This window comes from Chitinophaga sp. 9-1-y (assembly GCF_059511905.2).
In genome coordinates this window covers 4,197,323-4,214,621 of record NZ_CM197955.1, presented here as the reverse complement: position 1 = coordinate 4,214,621, position 17,299 = coordinate 4,197,323, and the positions used below count along the sequence as shown (strand labels likewise).

Annotated in this window: 13 protein-coding genes; 10 read left to right on the top strand and 3 right to left on the bottom strand. The window is 43.2% G+C overall.

Annotated elements, in window-relative coordinates:
- Nucleotides 1-162: 162 nt before the first annotated feature.
- The gene (locus tag AC5ZC7_RS16550; RefSeq protein ID WP_496157804.1) at nucleotides 163-1,335 is read right to left on the bottom strand and encodes a FecR domain-containing protein; all 1,173 of its coding nucleotides are present in this window, start codon (nucleotides 1,333-1,335) and stop codon (nucleotides 163-165) included.
- Between the two features lie 94 nt (nucleotides 1,336-1,429).
- The gene (locus tag AC5ZC7_RS16545) at nucleotides 1,430-2,029 is read right to left on the bottom strand and encodes an RNA polymerase sigma-70 factor (RefSeq protein ID WP_496157805.1); all 600 of its coding nucleotides are present in this window, start codon (nucleotides 2,027-2,029) and stop codon (nucleotides 1,430-1,432) included.
- Nucleotides 2,030-2,194: 165 nt separating this feature from the next.
- Between AC5ZC7_RS16545 and AC5ZC7_RS16540 the strand changes: the two genes are divergently transcribed.
- The 6 genes from AC5ZC7_RS16540 (at nucleotide 2,195) to AC5ZC7_RS16515 (ending at nucleotide 11,971) form a co-directional block, all read left to right on the top strand.
- Nucleotides 2,195-2,824, top strand: coding sequence for a sigma-70 family RNA polymerase sigma factor (locus AC5ZC7_RS16540; protein WP_496157806.1), 630 nt, complete (start codon nucleotides 2,195-2,197; stop codon nucleotides 2,822-2,824).
- A 140-nt stretch (nucleotides 2,825-2,964) separates the two neighbouring features.
- Nucleotides 2,965-4,224: a FecR domain-containing protein gene (locus AC5ZC7_RS16535; protein ID WP_496157807.1), complete on the top strand. Its 1,260-nt coding sequence runs from the start codon at nucleotides 2,965-2,967 to the stop codon at nucleotides 4,222-4,224.
- Nucleotides 4,225-4,765: 541 nt separating this feature from the next.
- Nucleotides 4,766-8,260, top strand: coding sequence for a SusC/RagA family TonB-linked outer membrane protein (locus tag AC5ZC7_RS16530; protein ID WP_496157808.1), 3,495 nt, complete (start codon nucleotides 4,766-4,768; stop codon nucleotides 8,258-8,260).
- Nucleotides 8,261-8,278: 18 nt separating this feature from the next.
- Nucleotides 8,279-9,727: a RagB/SusD family nutrient uptake outer membrane protein gene (locus AC5ZC7_RS16525; RefSeq protein ID WP_496157809.1), complete on the top strand. Its 1,449-nt coding sequence runs from the start codon at nucleotides 8,279-8,281 to the stop codon at nucleotides 9,725-9,727.
- 25 nt (nucleotides 9,728-9,752) lie between these two features.
- Complete coding sequence (locus AC5ZC7_RS16520) at nucleotides 9,753-10,460, top strand: DUF4843 domain-containing protein (protein ID WP_496157810.1); 708 nt, start codon at nucleotides 9,753-9,755, stop codon at nucleotides 10,458-10,460.
- A gap of 47 nt (nucleotides 10,461-10,507) precedes the next feature.
- Nucleotides 10,508-11,971: a PKD-like family lipoprotein gene (locus tag AC5ZC7_RS16515; RefSeq protein ID WP_496157811.1), complete on the top strand. Its 1,464-nt coding sequence runs from the start codon at nucleotides 10,508-10,510 to the stop codon at nucleotides 11,969-11,971.
- Nucleotides 11,972-11,999: 28 nt separating this feature from the next.
- Here the strand turns inward: AC5ZC7_RS16515 and AC5ZC7_RS16510 are convergent, their stop codons facing one another.
- Nucleotides 12,000-12,920: an MBL fold metallo-hydrolase gene (locus AC5ZC7_RS16510; protein ID WP_496157812.1), complete on the bottom strand. Its 921-nt coding sequence runs from the start codon at nucleotides 12,918-12,920 to the stop codon at nucleotides 12,000-12,002.
- Between the two features lie 91 nt (nucleotides 12,921-13,011).
- Between AC5ZC7_RS16510 and AC5ZC7_RS16505 the strand changes: the two genes are divergently transcribed.
- The 4 genes from AC5ZC7_RS16505 (at nucleotide 13,012) to AC5ZC7_RS16490 (ending at nucleotide 17,294) form a co-directional block, all read left to right on the top strand.
- Complete coding sequence (locus tag AC5ZC7_RS16505) at nucleotides 13,012-13,386, top strand: winged helix-turn-helix transcriptional regulator (RefSeq protein WP_496157813.1); 375 nt, start codon at nucleotides 13,012-13,014, stop codon at nucleotides 13,384-13,386.
- 52 nt (nucleotides 13,387-13,438) lie between these two features.
- Nucleotides 13,439-14,320, top strand: coding sequence for a hypothetical protein (locus AC5ZC7_RS16500; RefSeq protein WP_496157814.1), 882 nt, complete (start codon nucleotides 13,439-13,441; stop codon nucleotides 14,318-14,320).
- Nucleotides 14,321-14,573: 253 nt separating this feature from the next.
- Nucleotides 14,574-15,728: a substrate-binding domain-containing protein gene (locus AC5ZC7_RS16495; RefSeq protein ID WP_496157815.1), complete on the top strand. Its 1,155-nt coding sequence runs from the start codon at nucleotides 14,574-14,576 to the stop codon at nucleotides 15,726-15,728.
- Between the two features lie 159 nt (nucleotides 15,729-15,887).
- Nucleotides 15,888-17,294, top strand: a complete 1,407-nt coding sequence (locus AC5ZC7_RS16490) for a sugar porter family MFS transporter (RefSeq protein WP_496157816.1) — start codon at nucleotides 15,888-15,890, stop codon at nucleotides 17,292-17,294.
- The last annotated feature ends 5 nt before the right edge of the window (nucleotides 17,295-17,299 follow it).

Genomic DNA, 17,299 nt, shown 5'->3' with positions numbered 1-17,299 from the left:
TTTTGGTTCAAACCACGCCGTTTCATCTCGTACATGAAGCGGCATTTTTATTAAACCAAATGCGCATTGATATGTAGTAAGGATATGCCTTGTTTTAATTGAATGGCATTAAACTGATTTTGGTTGTTGACTTTTATTTTCTCTTCCGGTAAATCGTATGTGCTATGATTTGATGATTAATTTACTGCCCTCAATTCTGAAATTTACGCCACTCAGGGCCAGAATCTTCATAAGTTGCGATAGGTTGGTGTTGCGGGAAATACGTCCATTGTACTGCACTTCCGGTATTTTTCCTTCATATACTACCTCCAGGTTATACCATTTACTTACCTGCCTCATAATTTGCTGTAAGTCGGCCCCTTCAAAAATGAAGAACCCATTTTTCCATCCCATTACTTCGTCCATGTTTACTTGCGATACTACTGTCAGCTGGCCGCTTTTGTCGAGGCTGGATTGCTGCCCTGGTAGCAGCATTTTCGTTGTGTTGCCCTGTTTTATCTGTACCGATCCTTCAAGTAAAGTGGTGCGGATCGCTGATTCGTCGTTATATGAATTGATGTTGAAATGAGTGCCGAGAACGTTGACTTCCATGTTGTTTACCCTACAGGAGAATGGTACACGTTTTCCATTTCTTTCTACTTTGGCGACCTCAAAATAAGCTTCTCCGGTAATTTCTACCTGGCGGCTGGCGTCGTCGAATGCAACGGGGAAACGAATGGAAGAAGAGGTGTTTAGCCAAACTTTTGTGCCGTCGGACAAAGTAAGCTGAAACTGACCTCCGGCTGGAGTAGAAACCTTATTGTATACCGGCGCAGCACTGGTTTCGCCGGCCTGGTAAACAAGGTGCCCGGGAGATTGGTTAATGCTTGCCTGGCCCTGTTGCCTCCATGTTTTTGATCCTGAACTATCCAGGTCAACGCTGCTGCCGTCCGCCAACTCCAGGGTGGCTTTGCTGGATGCCGGCAACGCATCCTGCATAGATGCCGCGGCTATTTGAGCGGGTGCTTTTTGCTGGTGCCGGTAAAACCAAAGTCCGCCCAGGCCAACCAGCAATAATACAGCTGCTGCAATCTGTATAGCAAGGTACATTCGGCGGAGAGGCCGATGCTGTTTCGTTTGTACGATCTTCTGGTACATGAACTCCCAATCAATGTCGGCCTTTGCATCATCTGTGTTAATGGTCAGGAGTTGTTGATCCAGGAGTTCCTGCAGCAGTTGTTTGTTAGAAGATTGGTTAATAATATGAAAAAACTCTTCCAGTTCCTCCTGGGAACACTGTTGTTGTGCATACTGTTTCAACAGATATTGCAGCCGGTCGGGTGGTAGTATTTTCATACGTGTAGATTAAAGGTATTGTTCACTGATTCTTCTACTATCTATAAAGACTGTTGGGAAAGAAAATAGTACTGGTAAAAAAGAAAAAATTTTTTTAACCAAGAAAAGCAGCTGCTAAAGTAGCTACCAGGAAGGGTATGGTGGGATTGTACTGGGTATGGAGATAATTTTTAATGTATCTTAGGATTTCCACCATGGAGTTCTTTACAGTAATAACAGAAATCCCCAGGCGGTCGGCAATTTCCTGGTGGCTGAGCCCTTCATGTCTGCTGAGAAAGTAAATGTTTTGTTTACGGTCTGATAAACGATGGACGGCAGAACGAACAATGCCGGCTGCTTCGGCGGCTAAAATAGTTTGTTCGGTATAGTCTCCGCTGTCGTGAATATTTGCCCAAACCTGTTGACGGAGCTTTTTGTCGCGCGCAATTTTGGTAAGATGATCCATTACCCGGTTACGGGTCATTATAAAAATGTATTTGCCAGGCGACGATACATTTGCCAGGTTGCTGCGATTGAGCCAAACCTTTAAGAACACATCCTGAATAATTTCCTCGGCATCGGTATCTGAGTGGGTAAAACGGATGGCAAACGCTAATAATTTCAGCTGGTAGTGTTCAAATAGCTGTTTGAAAGCCAGTTCGTCTCCAGTGGCGATCTGCCGGCAGAGCAAGACCTCGTCAATTAACCCGCTCATTTTTTTCGTTTTCGTTGTCGAGGTAAAAGTAATCGCTTTTTTCTTTTTCCCAATGAAAATTTATCGGTAGAGTACTGGTGCCTCTAAGTCGAAAAATATGTATTGCGGGTTATTGTATCATCATTTTATTTATTTATTAGCTTGTCTCGTTGTATTTTTGTTACAATGCAATCGAAACAGGATTCTCCAAAAATGCCAACCGCATCTTTCGAACAGGAACTATGGAAGAGCCATCAGCTAGGTGATGATCATGCTCTGTCTGCCATTTATTCTATGTACTTCGATCCCCTGTATAACTACGGCTTCCGGTTCACCAGGGATGCTGCATTAATTGAGGATTGCATACAGGAGTTGTTTTTGAAACTAATCCGAAATCGCCGTAATCTATCGCTCCCCTCTTCTGTAAAAGCTTATCTGTTTAAATCTTTTCGTTCGCATATGATCGATAAAATGGAACAGGTTCAGCGTCGCCCGGTCGCGGAAATAAATGAACACGCGGATTTTAGTCTTGAATTGAACCACGAGGATTTCATGATCTCAACAGAAGAATCGGATAACAGGAAACAAAAGCTGAAGGCGGCACTTGACCAGCTTACTCCGCGACAAAGGGAGGCGATTTTTCTGAAATACGAGGAAGGATTGTCTTATCCGGAGATTGCTGAAATGTTGAGATTGACACAGAAAGCGACTTATAAGCTGATTGGCAGAGCAATTCAAACCCTCCGTACCCTATACCAGCTGTCACTTTCAAGTGTTTTATTAAAAGGAATTATATATTTTCTAGGTGTTATATAAACCTGGAGCAGGCAATTTCTTTAATGATACTATTAATAAATAAATAAAAATTATCGGATGGTGGGGTAAAAAATATAGAACCACCGTCTGTTAATCGGATGTTTGCCGGAGTTGACAACTCCAAACATTAATTTTCAGCTATGACTGTTTTAAAGGAATACTATAAAGACCTTGCTGTAGAAGAATTGGTGATGGATGATTTTTTCATTAAGAGCGTAGAATGCCCGAATGAAGCGTCAGACTCTTTTTGGAAGGAGGTTGTATTGCAGTATCCACAACAGGAAGGGACAATTGAGGAAGCAAAGGAAATAGTGCGGTCATTAGTTTTCAGGAAATCCTCTGCCCGGCCGGGATCCAAAGAAAGGGTCTGGGAATCTATAGTTATTGCAGCCCAAAAGGATGTTAGGTTCACGGTTAGAGACATTGCCTTCAGCAAGTGGTTCTGGGCCGCAGCCTCAGTCCTGTTGATACTGGCGGCAGGTATTGTAATGTGGTGGCAGTTTATAAGGGTGGATAGCCCATCTTTTGCCGTACGGGTAAAAGATGCATCGGAAATACTTCCGGGAAAGAACGGGGCTATACTGACGCTTACGAATGGGGAGCAGGTGGTTTTGGATACTGTGAACAATGGAATGATCGCCACTCAAAATGGTACCAATATTATACTGAAGGGTGGTAGCCTCTTCTATAATAATACAAATGTACCTTCTGCGGGCGAGATAGCTTATAACACCGTCACTACTCCCAAAGGCAGGCAGTTTCATCTGCAACTGCCTGACGGAACAGGGGTGTGGTTGAACGCCGCCAGCGCCATTAGATATCCGGTTTCATTTAGTGGAACAGAGCGTAGGGTTGAGATACATGGAGAAGTGTATTTTGAGGTGGCACAGAATGAAAGAATACCTTTTAAGGTGAAAGTCAATCAAAGTCTCGAAATATTGGTACTGGGTACCCAATTTAATATCAATGCCTACGATGAAGCTAGCAGCATAAAAACCAGCCTGTTGGAGGGCAGTATTAAAGTAATAGCCAACCAAAGCCATTTATCCCTTACATCGTCGCAGGAATCGAAACCAGCCATTGTATTAAAACCAGGCCAACAGGTGCAGGTATCGGCTGTTGGCCCCCCAAAACTTATTACAGACCTGGATATGACAAGTGTAATTGCCTGGAAAAACGGACTGTTTGATTTCGAAAATGCGGACCTGAAGGAGGTTATGCAGCAGTTGTCCCGCTGGTATGACATTGATGTTGTGTATGAAGGGCAGGTGCCGGATGTTCAGTTCGGCGGGAAAATGAGCAGGAATATTACGCTTTCGGGAGTCCTGAAAATCCTGGAAAAAACCGGTGTCCACTTTCGACTGGAGGAAGGGCGAAAGCTGAAGATACTGTCTGAATAATTCCGGGAACTCAATGGTAAATACACCCCGTTATGCCTGATATGCTCAGGTAACGGTTTCTCGTGTGCGAGGAATTCTCAGAAAACTGAAGCTGACAAGGATTTTTGTATTGTGTTTGAGTAGGAAGTAATTGATATTTTATAAAACCGCACAGAATTGAACTTTTCCTTAATACTGTGAAAGAATATTTTAAAAAAAATATGGGGGACATGGGGTAATTTTTAACCACACTCCGTCTTGTTTTTGATAATTAATAGTGAACACCGGGCAGATGGATAATTATTCAACCAACAAATGTTAAATCTGAGAGTTTCCCTTGGGGGAAGTGATAGCCTCTTTTAGTCTTCATGTATTTGTGGGCAGTTTTGCAATTGTCATGTCAGATCTTTCAATTCAGCATATATTCAATAGAACCCATCGGGATTGGAATACCCGGTCATCCATTGTTTGGTTAATTCCCCCGGAGACACGCTAGCATTTTCTACCGGATATCAGTCAACCAATTGGCACCATGCCGATATTGTAATTTGATTTATTTTATATGAACAGTGAACAGTTTAATGTTTCTCCTGCGGCGCCAGGTACAGCCACCGGTGCAACTTTCTCACACGCAAGATCCCGCGCAGAACATGCTGAGTGCCGCCAGGAGAAATGTAGAAGATTACAGCCACTTACGGCTGCATACTTGTTGCATAGAAAGGTCGGCCTGGTATTGCTGATATTATTCTTATGTAATTCATCATTCAAAGGGTTCTCCCAGTCCATCACAATGTCTGGTCGAAACATGCCTGTTGCCAAAATTATCGCTGCAATTGAAAAGCAGGCGGGTTATTCTGTTTTTTATAATAAGAAGGATTTGAGAGATGCGCAGCCGGTTACGTTGACAGTATCACAGATGCCATTGATAAATTTCCTGGACCTGGCTTTCAGTAACCAGCCATTCAGCTTTTTTATAGAAGATAAAACGGTGATTTTGACGCTCAGGCCGAAGCCGGCGCGAACAGAACCATCCGGCAGTGGATCGGATTTGCCTGCTGCAGTAATTGAAATTTCTGGCCGGGTATCCTCAGCCAAAGATAATAGGCCACTGGAAGGAGTAACAATAGCCGTAAAGAATAGCCAGGTTGCTACCTACAGCAACGTGAGGGGAGAGTTTAAACTAAAGCTGCCTGCGGGTGCTACAGCCCTGATGTTCAGATACCTTGGATTTAAGCAAAAGGAGGTTGCCTTGCAGGCAAAGCAGTTGTTTTATGATATCCAATTAGAACCAGAAATACAAGGGTTGAGTGCGGTGGTAGTAAATGGCATTTATGAAAGGCCGGTTGCCAATTATACTGGCGCTGCAAAAACCTTTACCATCAAACAGCTACAGGAAGTTGGAAACAGGAATGTGCTGGATGCGTTAAAGTCAATAGATCCATCATTTCGTATTCCGGAGAATATTAAGTTTGGATCTGATCCGAATAAATTACCTGACATACAAATGCGGGGAACCAATAGCCTGCCTGATCTTAAGAATCAGTATACACAAAGTCCGAATTTACCATTGTTCATTCTTGATGGATTTGAAGCCACACTGCAGAAGATTTATGATCTTGACATGAACAGGATTGCAAGGGTCACCCTGTTGAAAGATGCCTCGGCTACGGCCATATATGGATCAAAAGCAGCTAATGGTGTAATAATAATTGACACACGGCAACCCAAAAAGGGGAAGTTGCAACTTTCTTACAGCAGCAACTATACCGTTACGATGCCGGACCTGACGAGCTATGACTTATTGAATGCTGCGGAGAAGCTTCAATTGGAGCGTATGTCCGGAATTTATAACGGTAACTCCATTACTGATAAACAAACAAAAGAGGAGTTGTACAGCAAACGTCTTGCGGAGGTGCAGCGGGGAGTAAACACCTATTGGCTATCCCAACCGCTTCGTACAGCATTTGGGCATAAGCAGAGTCTGTACCTGGAGGGAGGGGACGATTATTTCCGATTTGGTATCGATTTTTCCTACAATAACGACAATAATGGCGTTATGAAAGGCTCTGCACGTACCAACTACGGCGGAGGGATGAACTTTATTTACAGGCGGAATAACCTGCTGTTTCGAAATTATCTGTCTGTAAACTATAATAATTCAACCCAGTCACCTTACGGAGGTTTTGGAACTTACGCCTCGTTAAATCCATATTGGCGGGTGACAGACAGCAGCGGACATATTCCGAAAATCCTGGACGTTTCCGGCAACCAGGGAACCGTATATAGTCCGATGTATAACGCCACATTGAATAATAAAAATTTCAGTGACTATCTCAATGTGGGAGATAATTTTGAGATTAACTGGAACATCCTGGAAACGCTGAAACTAATAGCCCGTGTTGGATTTTATACCCAAAAGGATAATAGTGAGCAATTCAACTCCGCAGGAAGTACGCAATTTGCTGACGGCTATACAGGTGACGATTTTTTTAACAGGGGAAGTTATTCCGTCAATAAAGGTAATACTGTTTCTTATCAGGGTGATCTCAACATAAACTATGGCAATTCTTTTGGAAAGAATGTGCTGTATGCGACTACAGGATTCCATATTGAGCAGTTTTCAGCCCAGAACATAGGGGTTGTGGCAGTTGGGTTTCCTAATGAATACCTTGATAATATTGCCTATGCGTATCAGTATCAACCCAATAATAAGCCCTCCAGTAGTGAAAGCCTGGTACGCAAAGTAGGCATGCTGGCTAATCTCAGTTATGCATACGATAGCCGTTATCTGCTTGATTTTTCTTTACGCACCGATGGTTCTTCACAATTTGGCACAAACCGCAGATTTGCTCCGTTCTGGTCAATCGGCGCGGGATGGAATCTCAACAAAGAAGAATTCATGCAGCAGTTTTCGTGGATGGATCAGTTTAAGATTCGGGGCTCCTATGGGATAACTGGATCGCAAAACTTTCCTGCGTATATGTCGTTGCAGTCATACCAGTATTTTACCAACGAACGTTACCGCGCTGGTATTGGAGCATACCTGCAGGGGCTTGGTAATCCGGATCTGCAATGGCAGCAGTCCGTGAAAACAAACCTGGGTGCAGATATCACGTTGTTCAGTAACCGCCTCTCCTTGTCTGCCAATTATTACAATGAAAACAGCAATTCATTGATCACCTCAATATCCACACCGCCTTCCATGGGATTCAGCAGCTATAATGCGAACCTCGGACAGGTAAAAAACCGGGGCTATGAAGCATATGTAAAATATAACCTGGTGAGAAACGAAAGAAAGAACATTTTCTGGAGCATCTATACAGATATCTTCCATAATAGTAACCGCATTGTTAAAATTTCAGATGCCCTCAAGCAGCAGAATGAAGACCAACTGGCGAAGCAGACAGGCTCAAACCCCGTGACTACACCTGTGATACTGTTCCGGGAAGGGCAGGCGGTCAATACGATTTATGCGGTTCCCTCACTGGGTATTGATCCCAGTAATGGGTATGAAGTTTTCAAAAAAAGAGATGGTGCACTGACATATGCCTGGGACCCGCATGATGAGGTGGCCACCGGGATAGGTGATGCCATGTTGTATGGTACCTTTGGAACTAATCTTCTTTATAAGGGTTTTAGCGTAAATATTGCACTCCGCACTAATCTGGGTGGGGATCAGTATAACCAGACACTGGTTGACAGGGTGGAAAACGCAAATCTTAATTTTAATGTTGACAGGAGGGTACTTGAGCAGCGCTGGAAGAAACCGGGCGATCTTACTTACTTTAAAGGAGTGGTGGACATAAACGGCTATACACGTACGGATATTACGAAAGCCTCTTCCCGGTTCGTAGAAAAGAACAACATTCTTTATTGCGACGCCATAACGCTTGGATATAGGCTTGAATCGGCAATCGCCAGGAAATGGAGAATGGAAAACCTGCAGGCATATTTTTATATCAACAGCCCATTTATTATTTCTTCCATAAAACAGGAACGGGGAACAGACTATCCTTTCGCAAGGACCTATTCACTCAGTATACAGGCCGGTTTCTAATATCCAAATAATCAGTGTATGAAAAAAAATAGAATTCTCCGTCCAGGCAAAGGATTGTTAAAGTTGATGCTGCATATCATGCTGCTGACTGTAGGGTTGGTTTTATCTTCCTGCAACAAATGGTTAGATGTGCGCCCTAAATCCCAGGTCAAGGAAACTGACATGTTCTCCACCGAACATGGTTTCATAGATGCATTAACTGGCGTGTATACCCTGATGACAAATACTTCCCTGTATGGTGATAATATGACGATGGGATTTATGGACGCGCTGGCACAACAATACGATATCAGTGGGAGTTCCAGTGCATTCTACCAGGCCGGGTTGTATAATTATCAGGACGGAAATGTGAAGTCGACAATTGGAAGTATCTGGAGCGGCATGTACAATGCCATAGCAAATGACAATAACATCCTGGTGAATATTGATGCACACAGGGATCTCTTCTCTGGCCAGAACTATAACCTAATGAAAGGAGAGGCACTGGGATTGCGCGCCTTTATGCACTTTGATTTGCTGCGGATGTTTGGACCTGTATATACAACTGGTGCAGATAAACTTAGTATCCCTTATGTTACAACGGTTTCTCTGAAAGTAACACCGCAGTTGAAAGCCGCTGCAGTAATGGATAGTATTCTCGCAGATTTGAATGCGGCGGAAAAGTTATTAGCTGCTGATTCTGCCAGTAACAGCTTTACTTCTGACGACAACTGGCTACTTGCGTTCAGGCAGAATCATCTGAACCTGTGGGCTGTCAAGGGCCTACTGGCAAGGGTATATCTGTACAAAGGGGACAGGCAGAATGCGCTGAAATATGCACTTCAGGTTATTAACGCTAAAAAGTTCCAGTTTGTGCAAAAGGTGGCGCTTACAGGTGCTGTTGCTTCCAAAGACAGAACTTTCAGGACAGAGCATTTATTCTCCCTGCATATATATAATCTGAAGGCCACCGTCGATAAATACTTCAAATTTTCAATCGGTAATGCTTACCAGCTTACACTTCCTGAATCGAGGCTCAATAATGTTTTTGAAGTGGCGGCCGGTGGGAGCACCGATTATCGATATGCTTTTTTGTGGGAATTGGATGGGGCGGTACGTTTCCCCTCTAAGTTATGGCAGGAGGCTAAAGTAGATGCCGCCTATAAGGAACTGATGCCCCTTATCCGCCTGCCGGAAATGTACTTTATTGCGGCGGAATGTGCGCCGGATGTTCCGGCAGCAGTAGAATACCTGAATGCAGTCAGAGAGAATCGTGGAGCTTCCATGCTACCTGTTACATTGCCAGGTGCTAATCTGCAAAACGAAATATATAAATCGTATCAAAAGGAATTTTTTTGTGAAGGACAACTTTGGTTTTACTACAAAAGATTGAATAGCCGCAGTATCGCCGGCACCTCTTTGCCAATCTCAGATGCGATATATGTTTTTCCGTTACCTGACGAAGAGGTGCAATTTGGTAACAGGTGAGAATTTTAAAGTAAAAATTTAAATGATGATGAAGAATTTCTTGTATCGCTTTGCGCTAATCATTTTTATTGCAGGTGGGGTAGGTGCATGTCAGAAGGATGGCAGGCTGATGTATAAGGAAGAACCAAGGATTTATATTTATAAGAATACCCTGGCGTATGCATACGATAGCTTAAATTATTCGTTCGCCGTAAAAAACAGCGCACGGGTAAAGGATACGGTTTGGGCTACTGTGAGAATTATGGGTGACGCAATCTCAAAGGATCGGGTAATTGAGTTCAGGCCCGTAGATAGTCTGACAACGGCGGTGGAGGGGCGTGATTATGAGCTGATGAAATATGTAATGCCTTCCGATTCCTTTGCCATCAGGTTGGGGATAATAGTTAAGAAAACTCCTGCGATGGATGTGAAAGCAGTGAAGCTGGTGATGAAATTAATGCCATCAAAGGATTTTCAGACAGGTATCTACGATCAGCTATTCTATAAGGTTGTTATCAGTAATATTCTTGTTAAGCCCAATGACTGGGATTCCTGGTTGAAAAATTACTTCGGGAACTACAGTGAAAGGAAATACCGTTTTATCATCGATGTATTGGGAATTGCTGAATTCACTGATGCAATGTCGTATAGTGAATATGGCTATTTCGCTCAAAGAATGAAGAATGCATTGGCTGACTACGAGGCGAAGAATGGTCCAATGATCGATGAAAATGGTAACCGGGTTGTCTTTTAGATAGCCGCCAAGGTGAAATGTATTTTGATACTTTTAAAAACGCATAGATGAGGTTTGTATTATTGATAACCGTTTTTGCTGCAGTTACATTTTTATTTGCCGGTTGTTATAAAGATAAGGGGGACTACAGCTACCACAACATTAATGATATCACAGTAAGTGCAAACAGGGACACTTTTTCAGTTTATCAGTTTGATACCCTGGATATCAAGCCCGTGATAACCCAGCGGACACCAGACGAGGGTATATTAAAATATGAATGGACTGTATCTCATGATTTTACCCGCCCTATATTACCTGCAAGAATAATATCAACAGAACGGAACCTGCATACTCAGATTGCCTTGTCGCCTATCAGCGACGCTTACACATTAATCCTTAAAGTTACGGATAGCCTCACCGGCGTGAGTGCCTTTTACCATTTTGCATTAAAAGTTTCCTCCGTTCTTTCCGAAGGTTGGGTATTACTGGAGAATGAATCCGGGCAAGCCGATATCAGTATAATAGCTACAAATGATACCGTGTACAGACATGTATTTTCTGCAGCCAATCCCACTGTTGTTCTTCCTGCAGACGCGTTCAGGGTCATTAGCATAAACAGTTTTTTCTCAGGACAGCGGAATTACGTGCTCTATCATGGCGGAGGATACGAACTGGCAAAGAATACATTTCAGGTGCAGCGGCCTTATAAAGACTGGTTTTTTAGCACCCCGGCGGTACAGCATCCGGAGACTATTGTATGGCCGTCTTATAGTAGTACTATCTGTTTTATTAATGATGGGGGATTGTATACACAATCGCCGATGTTAGGAGGAAACTCCTTTGGTGACAGGTTACGACCGGGCCGCGGCGATTACGAGGCAGCCCCATTTGTTGGAGGCTTCGCCTTTGGCATCCCTACAATTATCTTTGACCAGAAGAATTACCGGTTTCTGTTTGTTCCTGAGTTTGGAGAATCATTGGTATCCTGGGGAGAGATGGATTCTACACAAGCGTTTGATATGAACAATGTTCGGAAGAAACTGATAGTATTGGATGGTGGGACCAGTTTTTACAACAATGCTATCTTCCGTAATCTCAACAACGATAGCTGCTTCATTTATGTAATAGACCCGACTGGTGGAGGCCCGGTGGCAAACAAGTGGCAACCGGTACTCAATAGCCCAGATATAGGAAAAGCGAATATTTTTGCTATGTCCCAAACGGTTCCGCAATTATACTATGCCGCCGGAAATAAGGTATACCTCTATGATATTGCAGCTAACACATCCAGACTGGCCTATCAATTCGGTGATAAGGAGATCGTGACAGCACTAAAAATGTATTATATCAACGATGGATTCGACCATCCCCTGAATGATATGCGTATCGTTGCTGCTACCTATGATGGGGTGACAGGAAGACTTTATTATTTTGATCTCTCTGGCACCGGGGACATCCGGGGAAACAGTCCGGGCAAAATATTTACCGGGTTTAACAGGATTGTTGATTTGGTTTATCAGCAGAGATGAGGAAATCTAAAGGGCTAACGCCCTTTTATTATTGTGGTGTCAGATATCTTTCCTGCACCCACTTATAGGTGCTACCCACTTTTTGAACATGACCAAATCCCGGCCAGGGGAGATGGTAGGAAAAAACGCGCTGCCTCGAACGGGCAAATTGATCCAATATTTCCTTTCGTGTCGTTGCCGCCAGTTCAAAATCAATGTCGAATATGGTACCCCAATGCGGATTGGAAAACAAAATAACTTCATCATGAACAATATCAGCCATATGAATAAACATTTCGTCGTTAGCGGAAATAGCAAACATACAGTGTCCTGGTGTATGACCTGGTGCCGGAATAGGCATTAGAAAATCAAATAGCGGTTCTGTTTCATTAAATAATTTGAGTTGATTACCTAAAAGGGTAAAGCAATCCTTTGCTTGTTGCTGTACAAACAAGCAAGACTCAATTGTATTTTTACTTTTGGAGAAATCAGGAGTGGCAGACATCCAGAAATTATATTCTGTTTGGGGCAGATGTACGTCTGCACAGGGGAAAACCAATGCGTTTTCTCTATTGATCAATCCATTAATGTGATCGGGATGAGCATGTGTTAACACAATATCTGTAACCGATTGTAGAGAAATTCCGGCACGCAACAGATTTTCGGGCAACCGGCCTACACTTTTTTCACTCCCGTCTCCATTTCCAGCATCAATCAATACTGTTCTGTCTTCCGTCTGGATCACAAGAATATTATGAGCAAGTTCAACGTACTCAGATTCAATATAATGATCATCTAAAAGCTGATTTACCTCTCCTCTTCCGATACCAGGAGCAAAGCAATTCTTATCATAATGCCCGATGCCGTCTGTTACGACGATGATATTTAGATGGCCCAGTTGAAAATTCATATGCCCTGATGGGACAGACAATTGAAATGCCTCCATCTTGTTGATTTCTTTGTTAAACATTTTTTTATCTATTAGGCAGCAAATTTATGCAGGGTTTCCTATTTTTATGGTATAGTCTATATATCTGGTTATAGGCAATAATTTTAGACTAATGGCAAAAGAAAAGATTAGAAAAACAAAGGATTTTAATCCAAACAATTGTGCTGTAACGCATTGCATGAATATTATTGGTGGAAAATGGAAGCCTGTAATTCTGTTCCTTATCCGCAACGATAAAAACAGATATAGCTTATTACAGAAAAATATAGCTGAGGTAAGTAAACAAACCCTTACCAACCAGTTACGTGAATTGGAAGCAGATGGCGTAATTGAGCGCATCATTTATCCTGAGATCCCGCCAAGGGTAGAATATAAAATTTCAGCATACGGAAAGACATTATTACCTATAATTGATGAAATGACCATATGGGGCCGAAAGGATATGAGAGAAAAGGCTTCAATTTCAAATAAGAATATGCATGCTTAATTACCCTGGCGATTTAAAATCATAAACAGGGAATAGCGGAAAATAATTATTAATGAATAACCTTCTGTCCCGGATTTTTTTTTCTGCCATTACCCGGATGGTATTAGGCACCGCCCTTTTGTTCACTGATCCGTTGTCTGTAACGTTCCGGTATCTTATTGTGATTCTCTTTTTGCTGCCAGTGATAAGGTATATTGTTCATGAGTGGCAGCAAACTGAAATGGACACCTTTTTTACCGGATATCCGAAACTGGGAGTCATTGGCCATTTTTTTATTATCACTGGTGTAGCAGGGTTATATGTGTTTGTATTGGCACATGTGCTCCAGGTATATAACACCTCCTATTTCGGGTGGATTCTTATTATCATAGCACCTGTGATAGGTTGGTACCTGTTGTTTGGCAAGGACGCCACTCCTACAGAAAGACATGATCATAACAGGCGGGCATTGCTGCGTACATTAGCCTTTTACATCATTCCTTTTTTCTTTGCTGCCAACTATGCCTTCGACTTCTCTTCCCCGGGGAATACCAGGTATTATATTACCCGCAGCGATCACAACACCTATACCAGCAATGATCCGGATATTAACGAAACAGAGGTGTACTATTTTTATCTTTTGCCTGCCGGCAGTATAACCGGGACTTCACGATGGACAACCGTTTCCGCAAGTGACTACTATGGCGTCAATAACTACGGCCGTTACCATGGCAAGGATAGTGTAAACTATTTGGTGATGGATAAGAGTAAGGACCGCGACAGCGCCTCCATACCTTTCAGGGAGCGATTCCAGTTGCTTTTGCTTCGTACAGACATGGTGCCCGCCCGGCAAAGGGTTCCTTACCGTTTATACAAGCGGTTTAAAGACGGGGACTATCTCAATAAAGAGGAACACAAAGGTCTGTTTGGGATTAAATGGATGAGCTATCATTAGTGCGTTGTTATGATTTTGTCCGCTTGGTATCCGCTGGAAATAATTCCAGTGGATGATAAATGTGCCTTGCGCGGTGTTTTTTTCGCCCATGCCGCCTTTTCACGGGCCAGGTGTTCGGCTTTCGTTTTGTAAAAGGTGATATGGCCGATTGTTCAGCAGGGAATGGCGCTAATTCCACTATTTCTTTGTGACTTTATGTTAATATGTGTTAATTTACCGAAACTTCCATTATTAAATAGCAATCACTCAAACCGTGAAGAAGAAACTGAAGGTAGCTGTATTGGCCGATGTTTCCAGGGCTTACGACCGGGACATGTTAGCAGGTGTTACCCATTTTAACAAGATCCACGATAAATTTATTTTCTTCCCCTTCACACCGAAATATATTCAGCATAACGACCAGGCTGCATTGATTGAACGGGTAATCGTCTGGAAACCTGATGGCGTTATCACCAGGGAGATTGATGGATTTGAGAAACTGCTCGACCTGGATGTGCCTTTAATCATCGCTCCTCATACCACCTTGTATAAGAACAAAGTAAATTTATGGGGACACAATTGTGTAATAGGTAATGTGGCGGCTGAATATTTTATATCAAAAGGCTTCAGGAACTATGCCTTTTTTGGATTTAAAAATTTTCAATGGTCTTCGGAAAGGGAAGCCGCATTTGTTAGCCGGGTTAACGAAGCCGGATATAATGTGCAGTCGCATACTTTCGATAGCAAGACTTCATTATGGGAGCATTTACCGGTTAAGTTAACGGAGTGGCTGCCGCTGCTGGAGAAGCCATGTGCTGTATTTTCCGTTGCTGACGATTTGAATATCCACCTGCTGGCAGCAGCAAAAGAACTGGATTTTAAAGTGCCGGATGAATTATCTGTACTGGGGGTGGATAATGATGTGCTAATTTGTGATATGGCCAATCCAACACTATCCAGTATTGAGCATCATGTGCGCCAGGCAGGTTTTGAGGCGGCTATGGCACTGGGCCGGTGGATGGAACATGGGGAGAAACCCACAGGCGATATTATTGTGGGAGGTGCAACAGTGATTACCAGGAATTCTACCAGCGGGTTGGCGATAGATGATGAACAGACCCGTAATGCCCTTCATTATATAGCCACTACTGCTCCTTCAAAGGACATATCAGTTGAGGACGTGGTGAAGGTAACTACGCTCTCGCGACGCGGGCTGGAGAAGAAATTTCAACAGTTTATAAAATCCTCTATCCTCGATGAAATCAGGAAGGTGAGGATCATGAGAATTAAGTTCCTGCTGGAAAATTCTGACCTTACTATTCAACAAATTGCTGTTGATATGAATTTCAATAACTCCGATAATATCACCAGGTATTTCAGGCAACACGTAGGACTAAACCCAAGAGCCTACCGCAATCAATTTAGGTAAGAGCAATATACGGTTGTTCGCAAAATGACAGTTTTTATTCGCATAATGACAAGCGTTACCGGCATTGTGTTTCATAATTTGCCTTACAGATAGTTTCACGTTTATCGCTTTCAGCATATTAGATTTAATAAGGGGACCGATGCCTCTATAAATTGCGTTATGGAAAATTTAGTAACAAACAGTGCTGCCCGGGATAATCATATGGCTGTAACAGGAAATGAGATGATCCACGGAAAAGTCAATATTCGATTCGTTCTCCGTGTAAGCATAGTGGCGGCACTCGGCGGTCTCTTGTTTGGCTTTGATACTGCGATCATATCGGGGGCAATACCCTATATCACTTCTTATTTTTCGCTGGATGAGTATCGGCTGGGATGGGCTGTGGGTGCTGTATTGATAGGTTGTGCCGGTGGAGCCATGGTGGCTGGCAGGCTGGCGGATCGGTATGGCCGGCGATATGCGCTCATCGTATGTTCAATATTGTTTGCCATTTCAGGCGTTGGTGCTGGCTTGTCTACTCATCTGTCCACGTTCATCATCTTTCGGTTGATCGGTGGTATTGGTGTGGGCGCGGCCGCTATGGTATCGCCCATGTACATTGCTGAAATGGCTCCGGCAAGCTGGAGGGGCCGCCTGGTGGCATGTTATCAGCTGGCCATCGTATTTGGAATATTGATCGCCTATTTTTCCAACTATATTTTCGATGGAATGGGTGCGGATAACTGGAGATGGATGTTCGCCTCACAGGCTGCGCCTGCATGCCTGTTTTTCCTGATGTTATTCCTGGTACCCGAAACTCCCAGGTGGTTGATGATGCACGGAAGGAGGGAGGAGGCTAAAACCGTTTTAAGTAAGGTATCCGCCGCGGGGTTAGTAGAAATGGAGCTGGAGTTAATCGCCGGTAGTTTTGCAACCGACAATCGTGCTACATTAAAACAATTATTCAGCAGGAACTACCGGCAGATATTGTTTGTAGGTATCCTTGTCGCCGTTTTTCAGCAGGTTACCGGTATCAATTCTATTATTTATTATGCGCCGGTAATTTTTAAGGAAACGGGACTGAATAGTTCCTCTTCATTAATGCAAACGATCATTATTGGCATTGTCAACATCCTGGCAACTTTTGTTGCTATCGGGCTGGTAGACAGGATAGGGCGAAAAAAGCTGCTCCTGGTGGGGGCATTGCTGATGGGGATTTCACTGGCGGCAATAGGTATGTGTTTTCAGTACCGGTACTTTGAACATTACATGGTACTGGTATTTATGTTACTGTATGTGGCGTCTTTTGGTTGTACGCTGGGTGCGGTGGTATGGGTTTACCTGGCAGAAATATTCCCCAATTTAATCCGGGGGCTGGCGCTGTCTGTCGCTACGCTGGCTTTATGGTTGGCGGACTTCCTGGTTACACTCACCTTTCCCATTATGACGAAGCATCTGGGAACATCTTACACTATGTTTTGCTATGCCCTTTTATGCGTGTGCGCCTTTATTTTTATGTTTCTCAGGGTGAAAGAAACCAAAGGCCGTACACTCGAGGATATCGGGACTATGTTTACTCAAAAATAATTCAA